Annotated in this window: 16 protein-coding genes; 9 read left to right on the top strand and 7 right to left on the bottom strand. The window is 63.8% G+C overall.

Features of this window, described 5'->3' with window-relative positions:
- Positions 1 to 46: 46 nt before the first annotated feature.
- From AC5J09_RS23825 to AC5J09_RS23790, 8 genes are all read left to right on the top strand, one after another.
- Positions 47 to 994, top strand: coding sequence for a carbohydrate ABC transporter permease (locus AC5J09_RS23825; RefSeq protein ID WP_018095546.1), 948 nt, complete (start codon positions 47 to 49; stop codon positions 992 to 994).
- Positions 991 to 1,932: a carbohydrate ABC transporter permease gene (locus tag AC5J09_RS23820; RefSeq protein ID WP_324762073.1), complete on the top strand. Its 942-nt coding sequence runs from the start codon at positions 991 to 993 to the stop codon at positions 1,930 to 1,932. Before AC5J09_RS23825 ends, AC5J09_RS23820 begins: the two co-directional genes overlap by 4 nt.
- The gene (locus AC5J09_RS23815; protein ID WP_018095544.1) at positions 1,929 to 2,117 is read left to right on the top strand and encodes a hypothetical protein; all 189 of its coding nucleotides are present in this window, start codon (positions 1,929 to 1,931) and stop codon (positions 2,115 to 2,117) included. The genes AC5J09_RS23820 and AC5J09_RS23815 overlap by 4 nt, the downstream gene beginning before the upstream one ends.
- 4 nt (positions 2,118 to 2,121) lie before the next feature.
- Positions 2,122 to 3,219: an ABC transporter ATP-binding protein gene (locus AC5J09_RS23810; protein WP_494298643.1), complete on the top strand. Its 1,098-nt coding sequence runs from the start codon at positions 2,122 to 2,124 to the stop codon at positions 3,217 to 3,219.
- The gene (locus AC5J09_RS23805) at positions 3,212 to 4,207 is read left to right on the top strand and encodes an ABC transporter ATP-binding protein (RefSeq protein ID WP_494298642.1); all 996 of its coding nucleotides are present in this window, start codon (positions 3,212 to 3,214) and stop codon (positions 4,205 to 4,207) included. The genes AC5J09_RS23810 and AC5J09_RS23805 overlap by 8 nt, the downstream gene beginning before the upstream one ends.
- 10 nt (positions 4,208 to 4,217) lie before the next feature.
- On the top strand, positions 4,218 to 5,855 hold the full coding sequence (locus AC5J09_RS23800) for a dihydroxyacetone kinase subunit DhaK (protein ID WP_494298641.1): 1,638 nt from the start codon (positions 4,218 to 4,220) through the stop codon (positions 5,853 to 5,855).
- 182 nt (positions 5,856 to 6,037) lie between these two features.
- Complete coding sequence (locus AC5J09_RS23795; RefSeq protein ID WP_494298640.1) at positions 6,038 to 6,961, top strand: alpha/beta hydrolase; 924 nt, start codon at positions 6,038 to 6,040, stop codon at positions 6,959 to 6,961.
- 7 nt (positions 6,962 to 6,968) lie between these two features.
- Positions 6,969 to 7,382, top strand: coding sequence for an ACT domain-containing protein (locus tag AC5J09_RS23790; RefSeq protein ID WP_494298639.1), 414 nt, complete (start codon positions 6,969 to 6,971; stop codon positions 7,380 to 7,382).
- A 67-nt stretch (positions 7,383 to 7,449) separates the two neighbouring features.
- Here the strand turns inward: AC5J09_RS23790 and AC5J09_RS23785 are convergent, their stop codons facing one another.
- On the bottom strand, positions 7,450 to 9,447 hold the full coding sequence (locus tag AC5J09_RS23785; protein ID WP_494298637.1) for a CocE/NonD family hydrolase: 1,998 nt from the start codon (positions 9,445 to 9,447) through the stop codon (positions 7,450 to 7,452).
- A gap of 79 nt (positions 9,448 to 9,526) precedes the next feature.
- The gene (locus AC5J09_RS23780) at positions 9,527 to 11,116 is read right to left on the bottom strand and encodes an ABC transporter substrate-binding protein (RefSeq protein WP_494298636.1); all 1,590 of its coding nucleotides are present in this window, start codon (positions 11,114 to 11,116) and stop codon (positions 9,527 to 9,529) included.
- A gap of 123 nt (positions 11,117 to 11,239) precedes the next feature.
- Between AC5J09_RS23780 and AC5J09_RS23775 the strand changes: the two genes are divergently transcribed.
- Positions 11,240 to 12,034, top strand: coding sequence for a helix-turn-helix domain-containing protein (locus AC5J09_RS23775; protein ID WP_494298635.1), 795 nt, complete (start codon positions 11,240 to 11,242; stop codon positions 12,032 to 12,034).
- A gap of 29 nt (positions 12,035 to 12,063) precedes the next feature.
- Here AC5J09_RS23775 and AC5J09_RS23770 read toward each other — a convergent pair whose 3' ends face one another.
- The 5 genes from AC5J09_RS23770 to AC5J09_RS23750 all read right to left on the bottom strand — a co-directional run bounded on the left by AC5J09_RS23770 (position 12,064) and on the right by AC5J09_RS23750 (position 18,332).
- A complete protein-coding gene (locus AC5J09_RS23770) occupies positions 12,064 to 13,695 on the bottom strand; it encodes an ABC transporter ATP-binding protein (RefSeq protein ID WP_018095535.1) in 1,632 nt (543 codons plus the stop codon).
- Positions 13,688 to 14,515: an ABC transporter permease gene (locus AC5J09_RS23765; protein WP_494298634.1), complete on the bottom strand. Its 828-nt coding sequence runs from the start codon at positions 14,513 to 14,515 to the stop codon at positions 13,688 to 13,690. The genes AC5J09_RS23770 and AC5J09_RS23765 overlap by 8 nt, the downstream gene beginning before the upstream one ends.
- Positions 14,512 to 15,636, bottom strand: a complete 1,125-nt coding sequence (locus AC5J09_RS23760; RefSeq protein ID WP_440852017.1) for an ABC transporter permease — start codon at positions 15,634 to 15,636, stop codon at positions 14,512 to 14,514. The genes AC5J09_RS23765 and AC5J09_RS23760 overlap by 4 nt, the downstream gene beginning before the upstream one ends.
- The gene (locus tag AC5J09_RS23755; RefSeq protein WP_018095532.1) at positions 15,621 to 17,210 is read right to left on the bottom strand and encodes an ABC transporter substrate-binding protein; all 1,590 of its coding nucleotides are present in this window, start codon (positions 17,208 to 17,210) and stop codon (positions 15,621 to 15,623) included. The genes AC5J09_RS23760 and AC5J09_RS23755 overlap by 16 nt, the downstream gene beginning before the upstream one ends.
- 339 nt (positions 17,211 to 17,549) lie before the next feature.
- Positions 17,550 to 18,332 carry a carnitinyl-CoA dehydratase gene (locus AC5J09_RS23750; RefSeq protein WP_013844655.1) on the bottom strand — a complete coding sequence of 261 codons (783 nt, stop codon included), beginning with the start codon at positions 18,330 to 18,332 and terminating at the stop codon, positions 17,550 to 17,552.
- Between the last annotated feature and the right edge of the window lie 3 nt (positions 18,333 to 18,335).

Below are 18,335 nucleotides of genomic sequence, written 5' to 3'. Positions count from 1 at the left end.
GATCTGCCCCGGCTCTGCGCCGCCCACGTGCTACAGGGGAATACCAATGCTGAAATCATCCGTGGACCGGGTCGCCGAGGCGACACCGCACGCCATCGCCAGACGCATGCATGGTCTGTCCGACCGTGCGCTCGCCTGGCTCTTCGTCGCCCCGTCGATCGTGCTGCTTCTGGCGGTCAACATCTTTCCGCTCATCTGGACGATCCGGTTGAGCTTCACCAATTTCCGGGTCAACCGGCCCAATGCCGAGGTCGAATTCGTCGGCCTCAAGAACTACCTGAAAATCCTGTCCGACCGGGATATCTGGCTGACCATGCAGGCGACGGCCCATTTTCTGATCTGGACCATCGTGCTTCAGGTCCTGATCGGCTTCACGCTTGCCTATCTCATCAACAAGAAGTTCCGCGGCAACGATCTGTGGACCACGATCATCGTGCTGCCGATGATGCTGAGCCCGGCCGTGGTGGGTAATTTCTGGACCTTCCTCTACCAGCCGCAGATCGGCCTCTTCAACTATGCGGTCGGCTTTCTGACGAGCGCGGACCCCTCCAGCTTCTCGATGATCGGCGACGTGTCGCTCGCCCCCTGGGCCATTATCATCGTTGATACCTGGATGTGGACGCCCTTCGTCATGCTGATCTGCCTTGCGGGTCTGCGCTCCATTCCGCCCAGCATCTATGAGGCGGCCGAATGCGACCGCGCCAGCAAGTGGCGGCAGTTCTGGACGATCACCATCCCGCTCGTCCTGCCCTTCCTGATGCTCGCCGTGCTCTTCCGCGGCATCGAAAACTTCAAGATGTTCGACCTCGTCGTACAGCTGACCGGCGGCGGGCCGGGCTCGATCACGGAACTCACCTCGATCAACCTCAAGCGCGAAGCGTTCGAGAAATGGCGCACAGGCTATGCCTCCGCCTATGCGGTCATCCTCTTCGTCACGGTCTTCGGTCTCGCCTCGATCTATGTCAAAGCCCTGAACAAGGTGAAACAACGATGAGTAGCTATTCCGTCGCCGAGCCGTCGCTCCGGCAGAAATGGTTCGCGGGCTCCCTGGTCGTGCTCTACGCCTTGATCACCATCCTGCCGCTTGCCTGGATCATCGCGACGAGCTTCAAGAGCCCGTCCGACGCCATCGCCTATCCGCCGAAGACCTTCTTCACGCCGACGGTGGAAGGGTATGTCAATGTTTTCACCACGCGCACGCGCCTTTCCGAGGAGCAGCTGCAGGCGCTCGGCGAGCCCACCACCTGGTACGACAAGCTCGTGCGCAAGGATGGGCTGGTCATTTCCGGCCCCTCGCGCTTTGCCGAGCGCTTCACAAATTCGGTGATCATCGGCTTCGGTTCCACAGTGCTCTGCATCGTGCTCGGCACGGCCGCCGCCTATGCCTTCTCGCGCTTCAGGGTGCCGCTAAAGGATGACCTTCTCTTCTTCATCCTGTCCACGCGCATGATGCCGCCGATCGCCGTCGCCATCCCGATCTTCCTGATGTTCCGCTCGCTCGGCCTCAGCGATACCCATGCCGGGATGATCCTGCTCTATACGGCGGTCAACCTGTCGCTCTCCGTCTGGCTGCTGAAGGGTTTCATCGACGAGATCCCCGTCGAATACGAGGAGGCGGCGCTGATCGATGGCTACACCCGCTTCCAGGCCTTCTACAAGGTCGTGTTGCCGCAGGCAGCGACGGGCATCGCCTCGACCGCAATCTTCTGCCTGATCTTCGCGTGGAACGAATATGCCTTCGCGGTGCTGTTGACATCCGGCAACGCCCAGACGGCGCCGCCCTTCATTCCCACCATCATCGGCGTCAGCGGCCAGGATTGGCCTGCCGTCGCCGCCGGCGCCACGCTCTTCCTCGTGCCGGTCATGGTGTTCACCATCCTTCTGCGCAAACATCTCCTGCGCGGCCTCACCTTCGGAGCAGTGCGCAAATGACACGATTTCTCAACGGCCTCCGGCATTTCAGGCGCAGCGCCTGGGAAATGCTGGCCTCGGTGCTGATCGCGGCGGGTGTCGTCATGCTGATGCAGCCCTTCGCGCTTGCGCTCTATTCCTGGTCCTTCGTCATAACCTTGCTGGGCACGGTGATGTTCATCATCGTCAGCCATTTCCCGGAGTAGGCCGATGGCGCAAATCAGGATCCAGAATGTGCGCAAGGAGTTCGGCGCCTTTGCCGCCGTGCGTTCCTCCACCTTCACCATCGAGGATGGCGAGTTCTTCATGCTGCTCGGCCCCTCAGGCTGCGGCAAGACGACGACACTGCGCATGATGGCCGGCCTCGAATTGCCGACCTCGGGCGAGATATTCATCGACGGAGAGGAGGTCGGCATGAAGCCGGCCAGCCAGCGCGACATCGCCTTCGTCTTCCAGATGTTCGCGCTCTACCCGCATATGAACGTGCGTAAGAACATCTCCTATCCCCTGGTCAGCCAGGGCATGAAGCGCGAGGAGGTGGCGACGCGCGTTGCCGAGGTCGCCCGCATCCTCAAGATCGAGCATATCCTCGACAGGCCCGTCGGCGGACTCTCAGGCGGCGATCGTCAGCGCGTGGCGCTCGGCCGCGCCATCGTGCGCCGCCCCAAGGCCTTCTTCATGGACGAGCCGCTCGGCGCGCTCGACGCGGAGTTCCGCGAGCACATGGCGGAGGAACTGCGCGCGCTGCACGACCGCATGGGCGCCACCACCGTCTATGTCACGCACGACCAGCTCGAGGCTATGCAGATGGGCGACAAGATCGTCGTCATGAACCATGGCGTCATCGAGCAGTTCGGTCGGCCGCAGCAGATCTACGACTGGCCGGCGACGAAATTCGTCGCCCAGTTCATCGGCTCGCCTTCCATGAATTTCCTCGATTTCGACGGCATGATCGGCATCGGCGGCGACAGCGTCGATCTCGGCGGCGTGAAGATGAAAGTGCCGGCCGCGCGGGAGGGCCGCGCCGGCCGCCTCACGCTCGGCGTGCGGCCGGAGCATGTGAAATTCCGCGACGATGCTGCCTATCGCGGGCGCGTCAGCGCCGTCGAATATCTCGGCACGACGCAGATCGTGACAGTTTCGACCGGTCATGGCGATCTGAAGGCGCGCATTTCCTCAAGCTGCAAGGTGCGGGAGGAGGAGATAGTCGGGCTCGATTTCGATACGCGCACCCTTTCGCTTTTCGATGCTGATAAAGGCGATGCGCTCGTCTCCGAGGCCAATGAGGGAGTGTTGGGTCATGGCTGAGGTCGTCCTTGAAAATGTGACGAAGCGGTTCGGCGGCACGCTCGCGCTCGGCGATGTCTCGCTCCGGGTGCCGGACGGCTCCTTCGTCGTGCTGCTTGGTCCGAGCGGCGCGGGCAAGACAACGACGCTGCGTATGGTCTCCGGTCTCGATGCCCCCGACAGCGGCGAGGTCTTCATCGGCGGCCGCGCCATGAAGGGGCTGTCGCCAGCCGAGCGCAATGTCGCGATGGTCTTCCAGCAATATTCGCTCTATCCACATCTCACGGTCCGCCAGAACCTCGAGTTTCCCCTGAAGTCGCCGCTCCTGAAGACGCCGCAGGCGGATATCGACAGGAAGGTGAAGGAGGTTGCCGAGGTCTTGCAGATCGCCCACAAGCTGGAGAACAAGGCGACCGCGCTTTCCGGCGGCGAGATGCAGCGCGTCTCCATCGGCCGCGCTCTTGTCCGCAATCCGGATATCTTCCTGATGGACGAGCCGCTGAGTTCGCTCGATGCGAAGCTCAGGGCGGACCTGCGCATCGAATTGAAGCGCATCCAGGCGAAGTCAGGCGCGACACTTATCTACGTCACCCATGACCAGATCGAGGCGATGACCATGGCCACCCATGTCGGCGTGCTCAACGAGGGGCGACTGGTGCAGTTCGGTTCGCCGCGGGCCGTCTATGAAGAGCCCGTCAGCGTCTATGCCGCCACCCGTCTCGGCCAGCCGCGCATCAACGTGCTGCCGGCCGATCTCTTCGCCGGCGCTCCTGCGGGCGCAAAGAGCATCGGCCTTCGCCCGGAACACATTGTGCAAGGTGACGGGGAGGAGGCGCTGGTCAAGCGGGTCGAGCATCTCGGCGACCAGACTCGCCTGCACCTCACTTTCAGGCGGCATGACCTCATCACCGTCACCGACGCCCACACGCCGCTGAAGGGCGGCGAGACCATTCGGATCCGACCGTCGCAGCCGCTCTATTTCGACGCGGCGGGCATGCGTTTAGCTTAAGGAGATTTTTATGGCGCAATTCATCAACAAGCGCGAAGACGTCGTCACAGAGGCGATCGATGGCGTGCTGGCTCTTTCGGGCGGTGCCCTTACCCGCCTCGACGGCTATCCGCATATCCGGGTCGTCAAGCGCAGCGATTGGGACAAGTCCAGGGTCGCGATCGTCTCGGGCGGCGGCTCGGGCCACGAGCCCGCCCATGTCGGTTTCGTCGGCAAGGGTATGCTGACGGCGGCCGTCTGCGGCGATGTCTTCGCCTCGCCCGGCGTGGACGCCGTGCTTGCCGGTATCCTCGCCGTGACGGGGCCGGCCGGATGTCTGCTCGTCGTCAAGAATTATACCGGCGACCGGTTGAACTTCGGCCTCGCCGCCGAGCGGGCGCGCGCCTACGGCCTCAATGTCTCGATGGTGATCGTCGGCGACGATATAGCGCTTCCCGATCTGCCGCAGGCCCGCGGCGTCGCCGGCACGCTCTTCGTACACAAGATCGCGGGGGCGCTCGCCGAGCAGGGCGCGGACCTCGACACCGTGACGGCCGCAGCAAGGCGTGTCATCGCGGGAACGCGCTCCATCGGTATGTCGCTCGATACCTGCCGCGTGCCGGGCTCCCCGAAGGAGGATCGTATTCCCGAAGGCAAGGCCGAACTCGGCCTCGGCATCCATGGCGAGGCAGGCGTCGAGCAGATCGATTTTGCCGGCGCGCGCGCTTCGGTCGCCACCATGGTGGAGCGGCTGGCGGCGGTGATGGCTGAGGGGCCGCATGTCGCGCTGATCAACAATCTCGGCGGCACGTCGGTGCTCGAAATGTCGGTTCTGGCGCATGATCTCCTCGGCTCGGCCGTCGGCGCGAAGATTACCCATGCCATCGGCCCGGCTCCGCTGATGACCTCGCTCGACATGCAGGGTTTTTCCATCTCCGTCTTCCCGGCTGATGCCGCCGAACTGGAGCTCCTGAAGGCTCCCGTGCCGATCCCCGCCTGGCCGGGCGTTTGCGATGTCCGGCCGGTTGCCGTCGCGGCTCTGCCGGACGGCCTGACGCCGATCATGCCGATCCCGTCAAACCATGCGGCGACGCGCGCTTTCCTGATCGGCTGCTGCGACGTGCTGGTCGCCGCCGAGAAGGATCTCAATGCGCTCGATGCCAAATCCGGTGACGGCGATACCGGCTCGACATTGGCAGGCGCGGCCCGCGCGCTGATCAACGCCGTCGACCGCCTGCCGCTGTCGGACCATACTCAGCTCCTGCGCGCCATCGGCCAGGAACTCAGCCAGACGATGGGCGGCTCCTCCGGTGTGCTGCTCGCGATCTTCTTCGCCGCTGCCGGGGATGGAGCGTCGAGCGGTCTGCCGATTCGCGAGGCGCTGCGGGCGGGGCTTGCCCGAATGCAGGAGATCGGCGGTGCCAGGATTGGCGATCGTACGATGGTCGACGCACTCGCGCCCGCATTGGACGCGCTCGGCCAGGGTATTGCCGCCGCCGCCGCCGCCGCGCGCGAAGGCGCGAACTTCACCGCCACGCTTACCCGCGCGAAAGCCGGTCGCGCGGCCTATATCAATGCCAGACAGCTCGAAGGACACATCGACCCCGGCGCTGAGGCGGTGGCGCGGCTTTTTCAGCATCTGGCACGCTATCCCGGCATCGCTGGTTGACAGCGAGCCGAACGAACGGCTCGGCACCGCCTCGACGCCAAGCAGCTGCCGGGATTTCAGCCTGCCCAAGGCTCCCGGCGCTGTCACATCGATCGCGCCGGATGGGATGCCGGCCGCCGCCTAGAACAACCTCGTTGTCAAAGTCGTCAAACTGACTCTAAGGTGCGGTGAGGGGGAATGGGATGGATTCGAAAACGACAAAGCCAGGGCCGACAGAAGCGGGGATTCGCGCCTTTCACCAACGTTGCGAGGCGTTCTATCCCGCCGATGCGGTCAATGCCTCCGTCGAGCAGCAACGGCAATGGTACGATGCACTCTGCGCCGAATTCGACGCGCCGTCTCCCGAAGGGCTGACCCGGCGGGACGGGCGACTGGCGGGACGAATTCCGGTGCGGTACTACCGTCCGGCAGAGGTCGCGAGCGAGACGCGCGTTCTCTATATCCATGGCGGCGGCTTCGTCGTCGGCTCGCTTGAGAGCCATGATGCGATCTGCGCCGAGCTTGCCCATGGTGCACGGGTCGAGCTGGTGTCGGTAGACTATCGCCTTGCCCCCGAACATCTATGGCCCGCAGCCTTCGAAGACTGCTATGACGTGCTCCAAGCGCTTCTTGTAGATGGGCCTCCGCTCGTCGTCGCCGGCGACAGCGCCGGCGGCAACCTGTCAGCCGGCATCGTACTGAAAGCGAAGGCTGAGGGGCTCGCCGGCATCGTCGGCCAAGTCCTGATCTATCCCGGCCTCGGCGGCGATCTGACGCGCGGCTCCTATATCGAGATGGCCGAGGCGCCGCTGCTTTCCACCGCCGACGTCGACTATTACCGCGAGGTGCTGAACGCGCCGGCGGATGAGCCGTTTGCGCACCCGCTGAAGGCCGCGGACCTGTCCGGGCTTCCCCCGGCCTATATCACTGGAGCCCATTTCGATCCGCTGCGGGATGATGCGCGCGCCTATGCAGCCCGGCTCGCCCAGGCCGGCGTGGACGTCACCTACCAGGAAGAGCCGCAGATGGTGCATTCCTGGCTTCGAGCGCGCCACATGAGCCCCGGTGCGCGGGACGGCTTCGTCCGTCTCGTGCAAGCTGTGGCACGATTGACCGGCACGGCTTGAGTCGGCGATGAGCGGCGAGACCGATCTCCAGCGGCTGCTTGCAGAAATTGAGCCGGTGCTACATGACGGCGAATATGTCTATTGCACGGTTGAAAGTCGTGCAGCGGCCTGGTTCGCGCTTGAGCCGATCGGAACCTTTCGCGAAAACGAGGGGATGACGCTCATCCTCGAGCAGGCCCGTGCCGAGGCGGCGGGACTTTCCTATGGGCCGGTGCTGCGGCTGATTACGCTCGGTGTCCATTCCGCACTCGAAGCCGTTGGGCTGACGGCGGCGGTTTCCGGCGCCCTGACGCAGGCAGGCATCAGCGCCAATGTGGTAGCGGCCTATTACCACGACCACATTTTCGTGCCCGCAGCAGATGCAGAAAGAGCCGTCCAAGTGTTGCGGGCGCTCAGCCACGGAAACGCGAGCGCCCGATGAAATTGCCCTGGAATCACTCCCCCCGACAGGTCGCGGGTAGCGGGACGAGGGGCAGTCGCGCCGAGCCTCACATGAAATCCCGCCGGATCCGCTTCTCGAAGCTCTTCTCGAAGATCTTCGTCTCTCCCTCGAAAGCCTCGACCCTGGCGGAGGTGATCCACTCGCTTTGCGTACAGCCGAGGCGGGAGGTCGAGACGGTCTTCAGCGATTGCTGCCCACGCCGCGCAATACACGTCCAGGTCGAAGCGCCCGTCATCGAGTGTGGATCGTCCGGCGCGATCGTCCAGGTTTCTTCGCGGATGTCCTGCGTCGCATTGCCCGTGCCGGGATGCTCGACGAGGCCGGTATTCTCGTAGATCCGATAATGCGTCAGGCCCTTGGTCATGTCGCGTTCGACGGTGCGGCGCGTTTCGGACGGCGAATGCTCGATATAGTGCGGCAACGGGTCGGGATTGGCCGGCTGCGGCACGACGATCTCGCGGTGGTTGCCGAGAAGCGGCAGGGAAAGCGAGACGCTGGCCGTATCGATCGTGACGCCCGGATCGGTCGGCGACGGCAGGATGATCGGCCAATAGGAGGTCGACAGCGACAGGCGTATGCGGTGACCGGCGCGGAAGCGATAGCCGCAGGCATCGAGCACCAGCGTGACGCGCGTCTTGCGGTTCTTCTCCATTGGCACCGGCTGCGCATTGCCGTTGCGGTGCGCCAGGTTGAGGACGCCGAAGGCGACGCGGGTTGCCGTTCCGTCCGGATGGACATCGACGATACGCGCGACGAGATTGGCCGTTTCGGCACTGCAGGAAAGCTCGAGGTCGAGCACCGGCTGGCCGAGATAGTCCTCCGCCTCGAGCAGCGGGCGCGTGTCGAAAGTGAGCGAGCCCGCATCGTCGATGCGCTGGTCGCCGGGCATCTCGGCGTCGGGCTTGAGCGTGAAATACTCACCGGCAGCGGTGCCGGTATCGAGCGGCGAACGCAGGTAAACATCGCCGATCCCGCGCCTGGACGGGGAACCGGCCGCCAGGCCTCCCTCGCTCGAAACCGCGAAGGTCCGCATTTCCGGCGTGCTCCAGACATCCTTGGCGATCCAGCGGCCCGGGTCTTCATTGCGCCTGACCGCAGGCCTCGGGCCGTCGAGGATATAGGCGCGCATCTGCGGCAATTGCTCGGCATCGTTCTTTTCGTCGCGAAGCCAGCGGTTCCACCAGCGGATCGCCTCTCCGAGGAAGTCTGCCCGCGGCTTCGGCCAGGCGAAATGCGGATATTTGTGGACCCAGGGGCCGATGAGCGCCTTGGCCTTGCCGCCGAGCCCCTCGACCGCCTTAATCGGCGTGTTGCGGTAGCCGTCCGCCCATCCGGCGATCACCAGCGCCGGGATCGGAAAGCCGTCGAAATCCTCCGAGATCGAGCCATGCCGCCAGAAATCGTCGCGGCGCTGGTGCTCCAGCCATTCCTCCAGGAAGAAGGGCTCGTTCTCGAGGCGCTCCAGCCACATCTCCCACCAGCGCTCGCCGACGAGTTCCGGATCGGGCGATCGAGACTGGTAGGCGAGCATGGTAGCCGCCCAGGAGAGTTGAGCCGAGAGATGGCAGCCGTTCTTGTAGTGGATGTCGTCATTGTAGCGGTCGACGGTCGAGGCGATCGAGATCACCGCCTTGAGAGCCGGGGGCTTGAGTGCCGCCACCTGCAGACAGTTGAAGCCGCCCCAGGAGATGCCCATCATCCCGACCTTGCCGTTCGACCAGGGCTGTGCCGCAATCCATTCGATGATCTCGCAGCCGTCGGAGAGTTCACGCGGGGTGTATTCGCCGTCGATCACGCCCTCGGACTCGCCCGAGCCGCGGATGTCGACGCGAACGCCGGCAATCCCGGCGGCAGCGAAGGCAGGGTAGGTGGATTCGTCGCGTGCACAGGTTCCGTCGCGCTTGCGGTAGGGCAGGTATTCCAGGACGGCCGGCACCGGCTTCTGCTCTGTGCCCTCGGGCATCCAGATGCGCGCGGCGAGCCGGGTCCCGTCCTTGAGGGTTATCCATTCGTTTTCGATGACGGTGAAATTGCGCTCGACCATGTTGGCTGCCTCCGATCGGTGCGTGACTGTTGAGACGCGAGGCGCAGGCGGAAAACCACCTGCGCCTGCTCATTGCACTTTAGCTGTCGAACCAGACGCGGCTTCCGACGTAGCCGTTGGAAAGGTCGTTGCCGATGTCGTGCACGAAGCCTTTCAGCGAAGCGGAGGCGGCGTTCACATAATCGTTGAAGACGGGCAGGATGAGACCGCCTTCGTCCCGCACCATGACGGCCATGGTGTGGTAGAGCTCCTTGCGCTTGGCTTCGTCAAGTTCGGAGCGCGCCTGCAGGAGCAGCTTGTCGAAGTCCTCCCGCTTGAACCGCGTATCGTTCCATTCCGCACTCGACAGATAGGACGTGGAATAGCGGGAATCCTGCGTCGGGCGACCGCCCCAGTAGGAAGCGCAGAAGGGCTGGACGTTCCAGACATTGGTCCAGTAGCCGTCTTCCGGCTCCCGGCGTACTTCGATTTCGATCCCGGCCTTGCGGGCGCTCTCCTGGAAGAGGACGGAAGCATCGACCGCACCCGGGAAGGCGGCATCGGAGGTGCGCAGCAGGATCGGCCGGTCGTGGCCGGACTTCTTGTAATGGAAGGCCGCCTTGTCGGGGTCGTAGGCGCGCTGCTCGATGCCTTCAGGTGCCAGGGCGTAGTTTTCGTTGACCGGATAATCGTTGCCGAGCGTGCCGTAGCCGCCGAGCACGCGATCGAGAATAGCCTGCCGATCTATGGCGTATTTCAGCGCGAGCCTCAGGTCGTTGTTGTCGAAGGGGGCCGTGTCGCAATGCATGAGGAAGCTGTAGAAGCCCTTGCCCGAGGTCTGCAGGATCTCGACGCGGGGCGCACGCTTCAGCAGCGGCACGGTCTTCGGATCGACGCCGTTGATGAAATGCACCTGCCCGGAAGAAAGCGCCGCGATGCGGGCCGTGTTGTCGTTCATGACGATGATCTCGACGCTGTCGACGTAGCCCCGGTCCGAACGCCAGTCGGCGGTGTTCTTCTCGAAGGTTGCCCGGATGCCGGCCTCGTAGCTTGCCAGCTTGTAGGGGCCGGTGCCGATCGGCGAGGCGGGGTTGTCGACGCCGCCGCCGGGCTGGATGATGAGATGATAGTCGGTCAACAGGAGGGGCAGGTCCGCATTGCCTTCCGTCAGCGTCAGGACGAGGTCGCCGGCTTTTTCCTCGATCGTCTTGACGGACCGCATCAGCCCGAGCGCTCCCGACTTGGAACCTTCGTCGGAATGCCGCTTCAACGTTGCGATCACGTCTGCGACGGTGAGTTTCTTGCCGTCGTGGAAAGCGATGTCGTTCCGGATCTTGAACGTCCAGACCGAAGCATCCGCCGACGACTCCCAGGAGGAGGCGATCGCGGGCAGCGGAGCGCCGGTCTCGGGATGGGACTCGACCAGCGTGTCGCCCCAGAGATGGCCGATCACGAAAGATACCGAACCGCTATAGGTTGCCGGATCGAGCGAATCGGTCGTCGCTCCGCCGTCGAGGCCGAGCTTCAGGTGGCCGCCGCGTTTGGGCTCCTGCGCCCGTGCCTCGCCCAAGCCGATGGAGCTCCCGATGCCGGCGGCGAGGCCGAGCGCTGCCGTGCCTGCGAGGAAGCCGCGCCGGTTGATGCCGGCCGGTACGATGAGGCCGTCGGGACGCTTCGTGAATTCGGTCATTTCCAGTTCCCCTTGCGTGTTTTGTTCGAGAGAAACCTAACGCCTGGCGGGCCCCAGACAATTTCGCGACTTGACGCGATTTTTCGCTAGTTTACGCTGGCTGCAATTCGAGGGGTGGAGCACTTGCAGCCGGACGACACATTCGTAGCAAATCTGCGTTTTGCCTGTGCAACGCGGCGCTCGATCTCCCAGATCTGCCGCGAGATCGGCATCAACCGGCAACAGTTCAACCGCTACATCAACGGCGAGGCGCACCCCTCGGCGCACAACGTGCAACGAATTGCCGCGTTCTTCGGACTTGCGGCCGAGGATTTCTCACTCTCACCCAGGCTGTTCGAGGCGCGCATGATCCGCCCCGAGCGACACCGGCTGGAAGCGGGTCAGCTCCTCGAAGGGTTCCCAGGCGATGCCGCAGCCCTTCGCCACCATTTCGGCTACTACCAGACCTATCACCTTTCGCTCTCCTGGCCCGGCTTCGTGGTCTGTTCCTGCGCGCATATCTATGAGGAAGGCGGCTCGATCCGGGTGAAATCGATCGAGCGGATTCGCGACAAGGCGAACGAGATCGAACAGTTCTCGAAATATGTCGGCCTTGTCACCTTCTGGCGAAACCGCATCTTCATAGCCGAGCGCACCGTGGGGCAGGCGTCGATGCTGGCGCAGACGATCCTGATGCCTTTCGAGGTGCACCAGCGGGTCTATCTGCGCGGCACCACGATGGGGGTCTCGTGGCGCAAGGAGAACCTGCCCTACGCCTCGCGGATGATCTGGCGGCATATAGGGCTGGATCCGGACAAACGCCAGATGCTTTCGCGCTGCGGGCTGCTTCCTTTCGGGTCGCGGCATCTGCCTTCTGCGGTCCGGCGCTTCCTGGAGACGCCGGAGGCCGAAGTGCTGACCATTCCCGCAGAATACTGACGAGTGCGCGTGGCGGCCGCCACGCGCATTCAATTGCCGGCGCTCTCCATCCGTCGCGTCTGCAGGACCTTTTCCAGCCAGCCGATTTCCATTTCGGGAACCGACTTCAAAAGCAGATCGGTATAGTCGTCGAAGGGCGGCGAAAGGACCTTAGACTTCGGACCGAAGCGCACCAGCCGGCCGCGATGCATTACGGCGACGCTGTCGGCGATTGCCCGGACGATCGCGATGTCATGGGTGATGAAGACGTAGGAAACGGCGGTTTCCTCCTGCAGCTTCAGAAGCAGGTTCAGAATGCCCTCCGCCACCAGCGGATCGAGCGCCGAGGTCGGCTCGTCGCAAAGGATGAGTTCCGGTTGGGCGGCAAGCGCCCGGGCGATCGCGACGCGCTGCTTCTGTCCGCCGGAAAGCTCGGCCGGATAACGATCGAGGAAGCGGGTGCCCATTTCGATCTGATCGAGCAGTTCCTTCACCCGCTCGGTCTTCTTGGCGCCATGCATTCCGAAGTAGAAGGAGAGCGGCCGGCCGACGATGTCGCGCACCGTCTGGCGCGGATTCATCGCCGTATCGGCCATCTGATAGATCATTTGGATCCGCCGAAGCTCGTCGTTGGTTCGCCCCTTCAAGGCTTTCGGCAGTTCCTTTCCTTCGAAGGTGATGCGCCCTTCGCTCGGCGGCAGCAGGCCGGTGATGACGCGTGCGAGCGTCGACTTGCCCGATCCGGACTCCCCGACGACTGCAAGCGTCTGCCCCTTAGGCAGATGCATCGAGACGTCGTGCAGCACCTTGAAGCCGTTGGCGTAGCCGGCATGCACATGTTCGATCTTGAGAAGCGCTCCGGTCTGGTCCGGGGCCTCGACGCGTTTTTCCTGGCGGACGCTGACGAGGGCGCGGGTGTATTCTTCCCTCGGGGCCTCGATCACCTGCTTCGTGGTGCCGTATTCCACGGTCTTGCCGTGACGCAGCACCATGATGTCGTCGGAGATCTGGGCGACGACTGCAAGATCGTGGGTGATGTAGAGGGCCGCCGTGTCGGTCTCTTCGATCGCGTGCTTGATGGCCGCGAGCACGTCGATCTGGGTCGTCACGTCGAGTGCCGTGGTCGGCTCGTCGAAGACGATCAGCTCCGGATTGGGGCAGAGAGCCATGGCGGTCATGGCGCGCTGCAACTGCCCGCCCGACACCTGGTGGGGATAGCGGTCGCCGAAGGTCTCCGGATTGGGAAGGCCGAGGACCTCGAAAAGGTAGAGCGCGCGCCTGTTCGCCTCTTCACGGCTCATGACGCCGTGACGGACCGACGCCTCGATCACCTGATCGCCGAGCTTGTGCGCCGGGTTGAAGGCGGCTGCGGCGGACTGCGCGACGTAGCAGACATTGCGCCCGCGAACCGCGTTGATGCCGCTGCGGCCGAGCTTCAGGATGTCGCGGCCGTTGAGCAGCACCTCACCGCCGGTGATCCTCACCCCGCCGCGGCCATAGGCGAGCGCCGAAAGGCCGATGGTCGACTTGCCGGCACCGGACTCGCCGATGAGACCGAGCACCTTGCCTTTTTCGAGATCGAAGGAAACGCCCTCGACCAGCGTCACCACCTTCGGCGGTTCGCCCGGCGGATAGCTCGTCGCTTCGATCTTCAGGTTCTTGACGGAAAGCAGCTCAGGCATCGCCGCGGCCTCCTTTCAGGCTCGAGGTGCGCTTCATCAGCCAGTCGACGACGAGATTGACGCAGATGGCGAGGGCGGCGATCGCTCCGCCCGGGATGAGCGCGGCGGATATGCCGAAGATGATGCCATCCTTGTTGTCCTTGACCATGCCGCCCCAGTCGGCGGCCGGCGGCTGGATGCCGAGGCCGAGGAAGGAGAGGGTGGAGAGGAACAGGATCGAGAAGGCGAAGCGCAGACCGAACTCGGCGAGCAGCGGCGACAGCGTGTTCGGCAGGATTTCCCGGAAGATGATCCAGACATTGCCTTCGCCGCGTAACCGCGCAGCCTCGACGAATTCCATCACCGCGACATCGAGGGCGACGGCGCGGCCGATGCGGAAGACGCGCGTCGAGTCGAGCACGGCCATGACGAGAACCAGGATCCACAGATGCTGCGGCAGCACCGCGAGAACGACGAGCGCGAAGATCAGCGTCGGCACCGCCATCATCAGATCGTTGAAGCGGGAGAAGAACTGATCGACGAAGCCGCCGGTGACGGCTGCGGTGAAGCTCAGGATCATGCCGAGAGCGAAGGAGAGCACGGTTGCCGCCAACGCCACGAAGATGGTCGTGCGGGCACCGTAGATCAGGCGCGAGAGCAGGTCGCGGCCGAGATTGTCCGTGCCGAGCAGGAAATCGCCGCCGGCCGGGAGCCAGATCTCGCCGACCACTTCCCGCTCGCCGAAGGGCGCGAGAGCGGGCGCGAAGAGAGCGCACAGAAGCGCGATCGCGATGCCGATGATGCCTACCCAGGCACTGAGTGGAATGGATTTCAGGTTCATCGCGGGTGCCTCAGTCTCGGATTGGCGAGAATGGCGAGAATGTCGGCCGCCATGTTGAGGAAGATGTAGAAGGCCGCAAAGATCAGCCCGCACGCCTGCACGACGGGCATGTCGCGCACCGTCACGGCATCCACCATGTATTGCCCCATGCCGGGATAAACGAAGACGACCTCGACCACGACGACGCCGACGACCAGATAGGCAAGGTTCAGCGCTATGACGTTGATGACCGGGGCCACGGCATTGGGGGCGGCGTGCCGCGCGATGATGCGGAACGTGCCGAGCCCCTTGAGTTCGGCGGTTTCCACGTAGGCCGACGACATGACGTTGAGGATGGCCGCGCGCGTCATGCGCATCATATGGGCGAGGACCACGAGCACGAGGGTCGCGACCGGAAGTGCGATTGCCGAAAGGCGGTCCATGAAGCCCATGCTGGCGTAGACGGTGGCCGGGAAGGTGGCGACCCCCCATTTGACGGCGAAGAACATGATCAACAGATAGCCGATGAAGAACTCCGGCAGTGAGATCGCCGCAAGCGATATCACGTTGATGATCTTGTCAGGCAGGCGGTTGCGGAATTGCACCGCGAGCATCCCGAGACCCACGGCCAGCGGTACGGAGACAAGCGCCGCGAAGAAAGCCAGGAAGAGCGAGTTGCCGAGGCGGTTGCCGATCTGCTCGCTGACGGAATTTCTGCTCGCCCAGGACGTGCCGAAATCACCCTGCACGGCGCCGCCGAGCCAGCTGAGATAGCGCTCGCTCCAGGGGCGGTCGAGCCCGAGATCCTTGCGGATGTTCTCGACGGCCTGCGGCGTCGCCGACTGGCCGAGATAGGTGGTGGCGAAATCGCCGGGCAACGCCTCGATGCCGCCGAAGATCATCAGCGACACGGCGAAGAGCAGGCCGACGCTCAGTCCCAGGCGCTGAAGGATCAGCGCCGCGAGAGGACGGCGAAAGGCGAAGCGCCGCCAGAACGTGCCGCCGAGCTCGTCGGCGGCCGGGTCGGGTTTGGCTGGGACACCGGAAAGATCGGGGGACCGCAGGGCTGTCTCGCCTGCGGTCGCATCCGTCACGACCGGACCCGTGATCGGTCCGCTTTCCATCATCAGGCGTCCAGCCATACCCTGGTCGCGACATAGCCGTTCGACATGTCGTTGCCGATGTCGTGGACGTAGCCCTTCACCGTTTTGCCGGCCGCGTTCACGAAGTCGTTGAACATCGGCAGGATCAGGCCGCCTTCGTCGCGCACCATCATCGCCATGGTGCGGTACATGTCCTTGCGCTTCGCTTCGTCCAGCTCGGAACGTGCTTCGAGCAGGATCTTGTCGAAATCCGGACGCTTGAAGCGGGTGTCGTTCCAGTCGGCTGTCGAGAGATAGGCGGTGGAGTACATCTGATCCTGGGTCGGACGCCCGCCCCAATAGGATGTCGAGAAGGGTTGGACGTTCCAGACGTTGGACCAATAGCCGTCGCCCGGCTCGCGCTTGACCTCGATCTCGATGCCCGCCTTCTTGGCGCTCGCCTGGTAGAGGACGGCGGCATCGACCGCGCCCGGGAAAGCGACGTCCGAGGTGCGCAGCAGCACCGGACCACTATGGCCGGACTTCTTGTAGTGGAATGCCGCCTTGTCCGGATCGTAGGCGCGTTGCTCGATACCTTCGGGGAAGAGCGCATAGGTGTCGTTGATCGGGAAGTCGTTGCCGACCTTGCCGTAGCCGCCAAGAATGCGCTGGACCAGCGTCTCGCGGTCCATCGCGTATTTCAGCGCCATGCGCAGGTCGTTGTTGTCGAACGGCGCCGTGTTGCAATGCATGATGAAGACGTAATGTCCTCGGCCCGACGTGTTGAGGATTTCGACGGTCGGCGCCTTCTTCAACAGGTTGACCGTCTTCGGGTCGACGCGGTTGATGAAGTGGACCTGGCCCGAGGACAGCGCCGCGATGCGTGCCGTCGCGTCGTTCATCGCGATCAGTTCGACGGAATCGACGTAGCCGCGGTCGGTGCGCCAGTCGTCGGCGTTCCTTTCGAATGTGGCCCGCACGCCCGGCTCGAAGCTTGCGACCTTATAGGGGCCGGTCCCGATCATCGCGTCGGGATTGTCCGTGCCGCCGTTCGGCTGGATGATGAGGTGATAATCGGTCAGCAGCAGCGGCAGGTCCGCATTACCCTCCGTCAGCGTCAAGACGAGCTTGTCGCCGTCGGCCTTGATTTCCTTGATGGATTTCATCACGCCGAGCGCGCCGGACTCGGACTTTTCGTCCGTGTGTCGCTGCAGGGTCTTGATGACGTCGTCGATCGTCAGTTCCTTGCCGTCGTGGAATTTGACGCCCTTGCGGATCGTGAAGGTCCAGGTGGCGGCGTCGGCGGAGGGCTCCCAGGATTCTGCAAGCGCCGGCACCGGTTCGCCGGTCGTCGGGTGGCTCTCGACGAGCATGTCGCCCCAGTTCCGGCCGACCACGAACATGAATTGCGACAGCGCCTTTGCGGGATCCCGCGAATCGGTGGCGGCTGCCCCTTCGAGGCCGAGCTTCAGGTGACCGCCGCGCTTCGGCTCCTGCGCCGCGGCGCTGGACGCGAAGAGCGTATTCGCCGTAGACACGGCAATGCCGAGGGCGGCGGCGCGTCCGAGAAATTCACGCCGGTTCATTTTGCCGAGCATGACCTGACGTGCCAAATAGTCTTTGTAATCGCTCATTCCCCTGTTCCCTTCTTCAGCCGGCATTCGCCGTTCGTTGTGATTGGTAGAGTGTTCGCGTATTTGCCATCGGTCGAGATGGCCGGAGGTGGTTTGCAGTCCACCGGGATCGTCTCTATCCTGACCTCCTTGTCGTCTCTTTGCGCGTTATCCGCGTTGTTCATCCATAAGGCTAAACGCTTGGACGTGGCTTGTAACGTCCTAAATTATAAATCTTTTCCATAAGCATGTCTTATGGAAAGACTGCTCAGCCGCACGCGCCGGTGCTCGCGGCGCGTCACGCTGAAGGCCGGCATCCTCCGGCTTCCACTCTGTCCGCGGCCGAAGAGGCCGCGTATCTCAGCGTCCCTTCCAGACCGGGTCGCGCTTCTCCGCAAAGGCGCGGGCGCCCTCGAGCTGGTCCTCGCTCGAATAGAGGACATCGACTGTCCTGAACTGGCGACGGGTGACCTTGTTCATGGTCGTCTGGAAGTCCCGGCCCTCGGCATCGCGGACCACTTCCTTGATTGCGGCATAGACGAGCGGCGGACCGCTTTCGAGCAGGCGCGCCAGTTCCCAGGCCCGGTCCATCAGCCGTCCGGCCGGCAGGATCTCGTTGACGAAGCCCCAGCGGTTCGCTTCGACCACGTCGAGCCAGCGGCCGGTGAGCAGCATGTCCATGGCGATATGGTAGGGGATGCGCTTCGGCAGCTTGATCGAAGCGGCATCGGCGAGCGTGCCCGAGCGGATTTCCGGGAGTGCGAAACTCGCATGTTCGGCTGCGAGGATGATGTCGGTCGAAAGCGCGATCTCCAGGCCGCCACCGCAACAAATGCCGTTGACGGCCGCGATGATGGGCTTGTTGAGGTCGCGGAGCTCCTGCATCCCGCCGAAACCGCCGACGCCGTAGTCTCCATCGACTGGATCGCCTTCCGCGGCCGCCTTCAGGTCCCAGCCGGGGCAGAAGAATTTCTCGCCGGCGCCGGTGATGATCGCGACCCTGAGCTCCGGGTCGTCCCGGAAATCGCGGAAGATTTCGCCCATGACGCGGCTGGTCTTCAGGTCGATGGCGTTGGCCTTCGGCCGGTCGATCGTGACTTCGAGAATGCCGCCTTCGCGGCGCGTAAGGATCGGTCCGGTCATGGG

This window comes from Sinorhizobium sp. (genome assembly GCF_059070375.1).
The sequence above is the reverse complement of the archived record's forward strand: the minus strand, read 5'-3'. Positions and strand labels throughout refer to the sequence as shown.

Bases quoted from the DNA above. Each gene is read 5' to 3' on its own strand.
- AC5J09_RS23825 (WP_018095546.1), top strand. From the start codon at position 47: ATGCTGAAATCATCCGTGGACCGGGTCGCCGAGGCGACACCGCACGCC.
- AC5J09_RS23820 (WP_324762073.1), top strand. From the start codon at position 991: ATGAGTAGCTATTCCGTCGCCGAGCCGTCGCTCCGGCAGAAATGGTTC.
- AC5J09_RS23815 (WP_018095544.1), top strand. From the start codon at position 1,929: ATGACACGATTTCTCAACGGCCTCCGGCATTTCAGGCGCAGCGCCTGG.
- AC5J09_RS23810 (WP_494298643.1), top strand. From the start codon at position 2,122: ATGGCGCAAATCAGGATCCAGAATGTGCGCAAGGAGTTCGGCGCCTTT.
- AC5J09_RS23805 (WP_494298642.1), top strand. From the start codon at position 3,212: ATGGCTGAGGTCGTCCTTGAAAATGTGACGAAGCGGTTCGGCGGCACG.
- AC5J09_RS23800 (WP_494298641.1), top strand. From the start codon at position 4,218: ATGGCGCAATTCATCAACAAGCGCGAAGACGTCGTCACAGAGGCGATC.
- AC5J09_RS23795 (WP_494298640.1), top strand. From the start codon at position 6,038: ATGGATTCGAAAACGACAAAGCCAGGGCCGACAGAAGCGGGGATTCGC.
- AC5J09_RS23790 (WP_494298639.1), top strand. From the start codon at position 6,969: ATGAGCGGCGAGACCGATCTCCAGCGGCTGCTTGCAGAAATTGAGCCG.
- AC5J09_RS23785 (WP_494298637.1), bottom strand. From the start codon at position 9,447: ATGGTCGAGCGCAATTTCACCGTCATCGAAAACGAATGGATAACCCTC.
- AC5J09_RS23780 (WP_494298636.1), bottom strand. From the start codon at position 11,116: ATGACCGAATTCACGAAGCGTCCCGACGGCCTCATCGTACCGGCCGGC.
- AC5J09_RS23770 (WP_018095535.1), bottom strand. From the start codon at position 13,695: ATGCCTGAGCTGCTTTCCGTCAAGAACCTGAAGATCGAAGCGACGAGC.
- AC5J09_RS23765 (WP_494298634.1), bottom strand. From the start codon at position 14,515: ATGAACCTGAAATCCATTCCACTCAGTGCCTGGGTAGGCATCATCGGC.
- AC5J09_RS23760 (WP_440852017.1), bottom strand. From the start codon at position 15,636: ATGGCTGGACGCCTGATGATGGAAAGCGGACCGATCACGGGTCCGGTC.
- AC5J09_RS23755 (WP_018095532.1), bottom strand. From the start codon at position 17,210: ATGAGCGATTACAAAGACTATTTGGCACGTCAGGTCATGCTCGGCAAA.
- AC5J09_RS23750 (WP_013844655.1), bottom strand. From the start codon at position 18,332: ATGACCGGACCGATCCTTACGCGCCGCGAAGGCGGCATTCTCGAAGTC.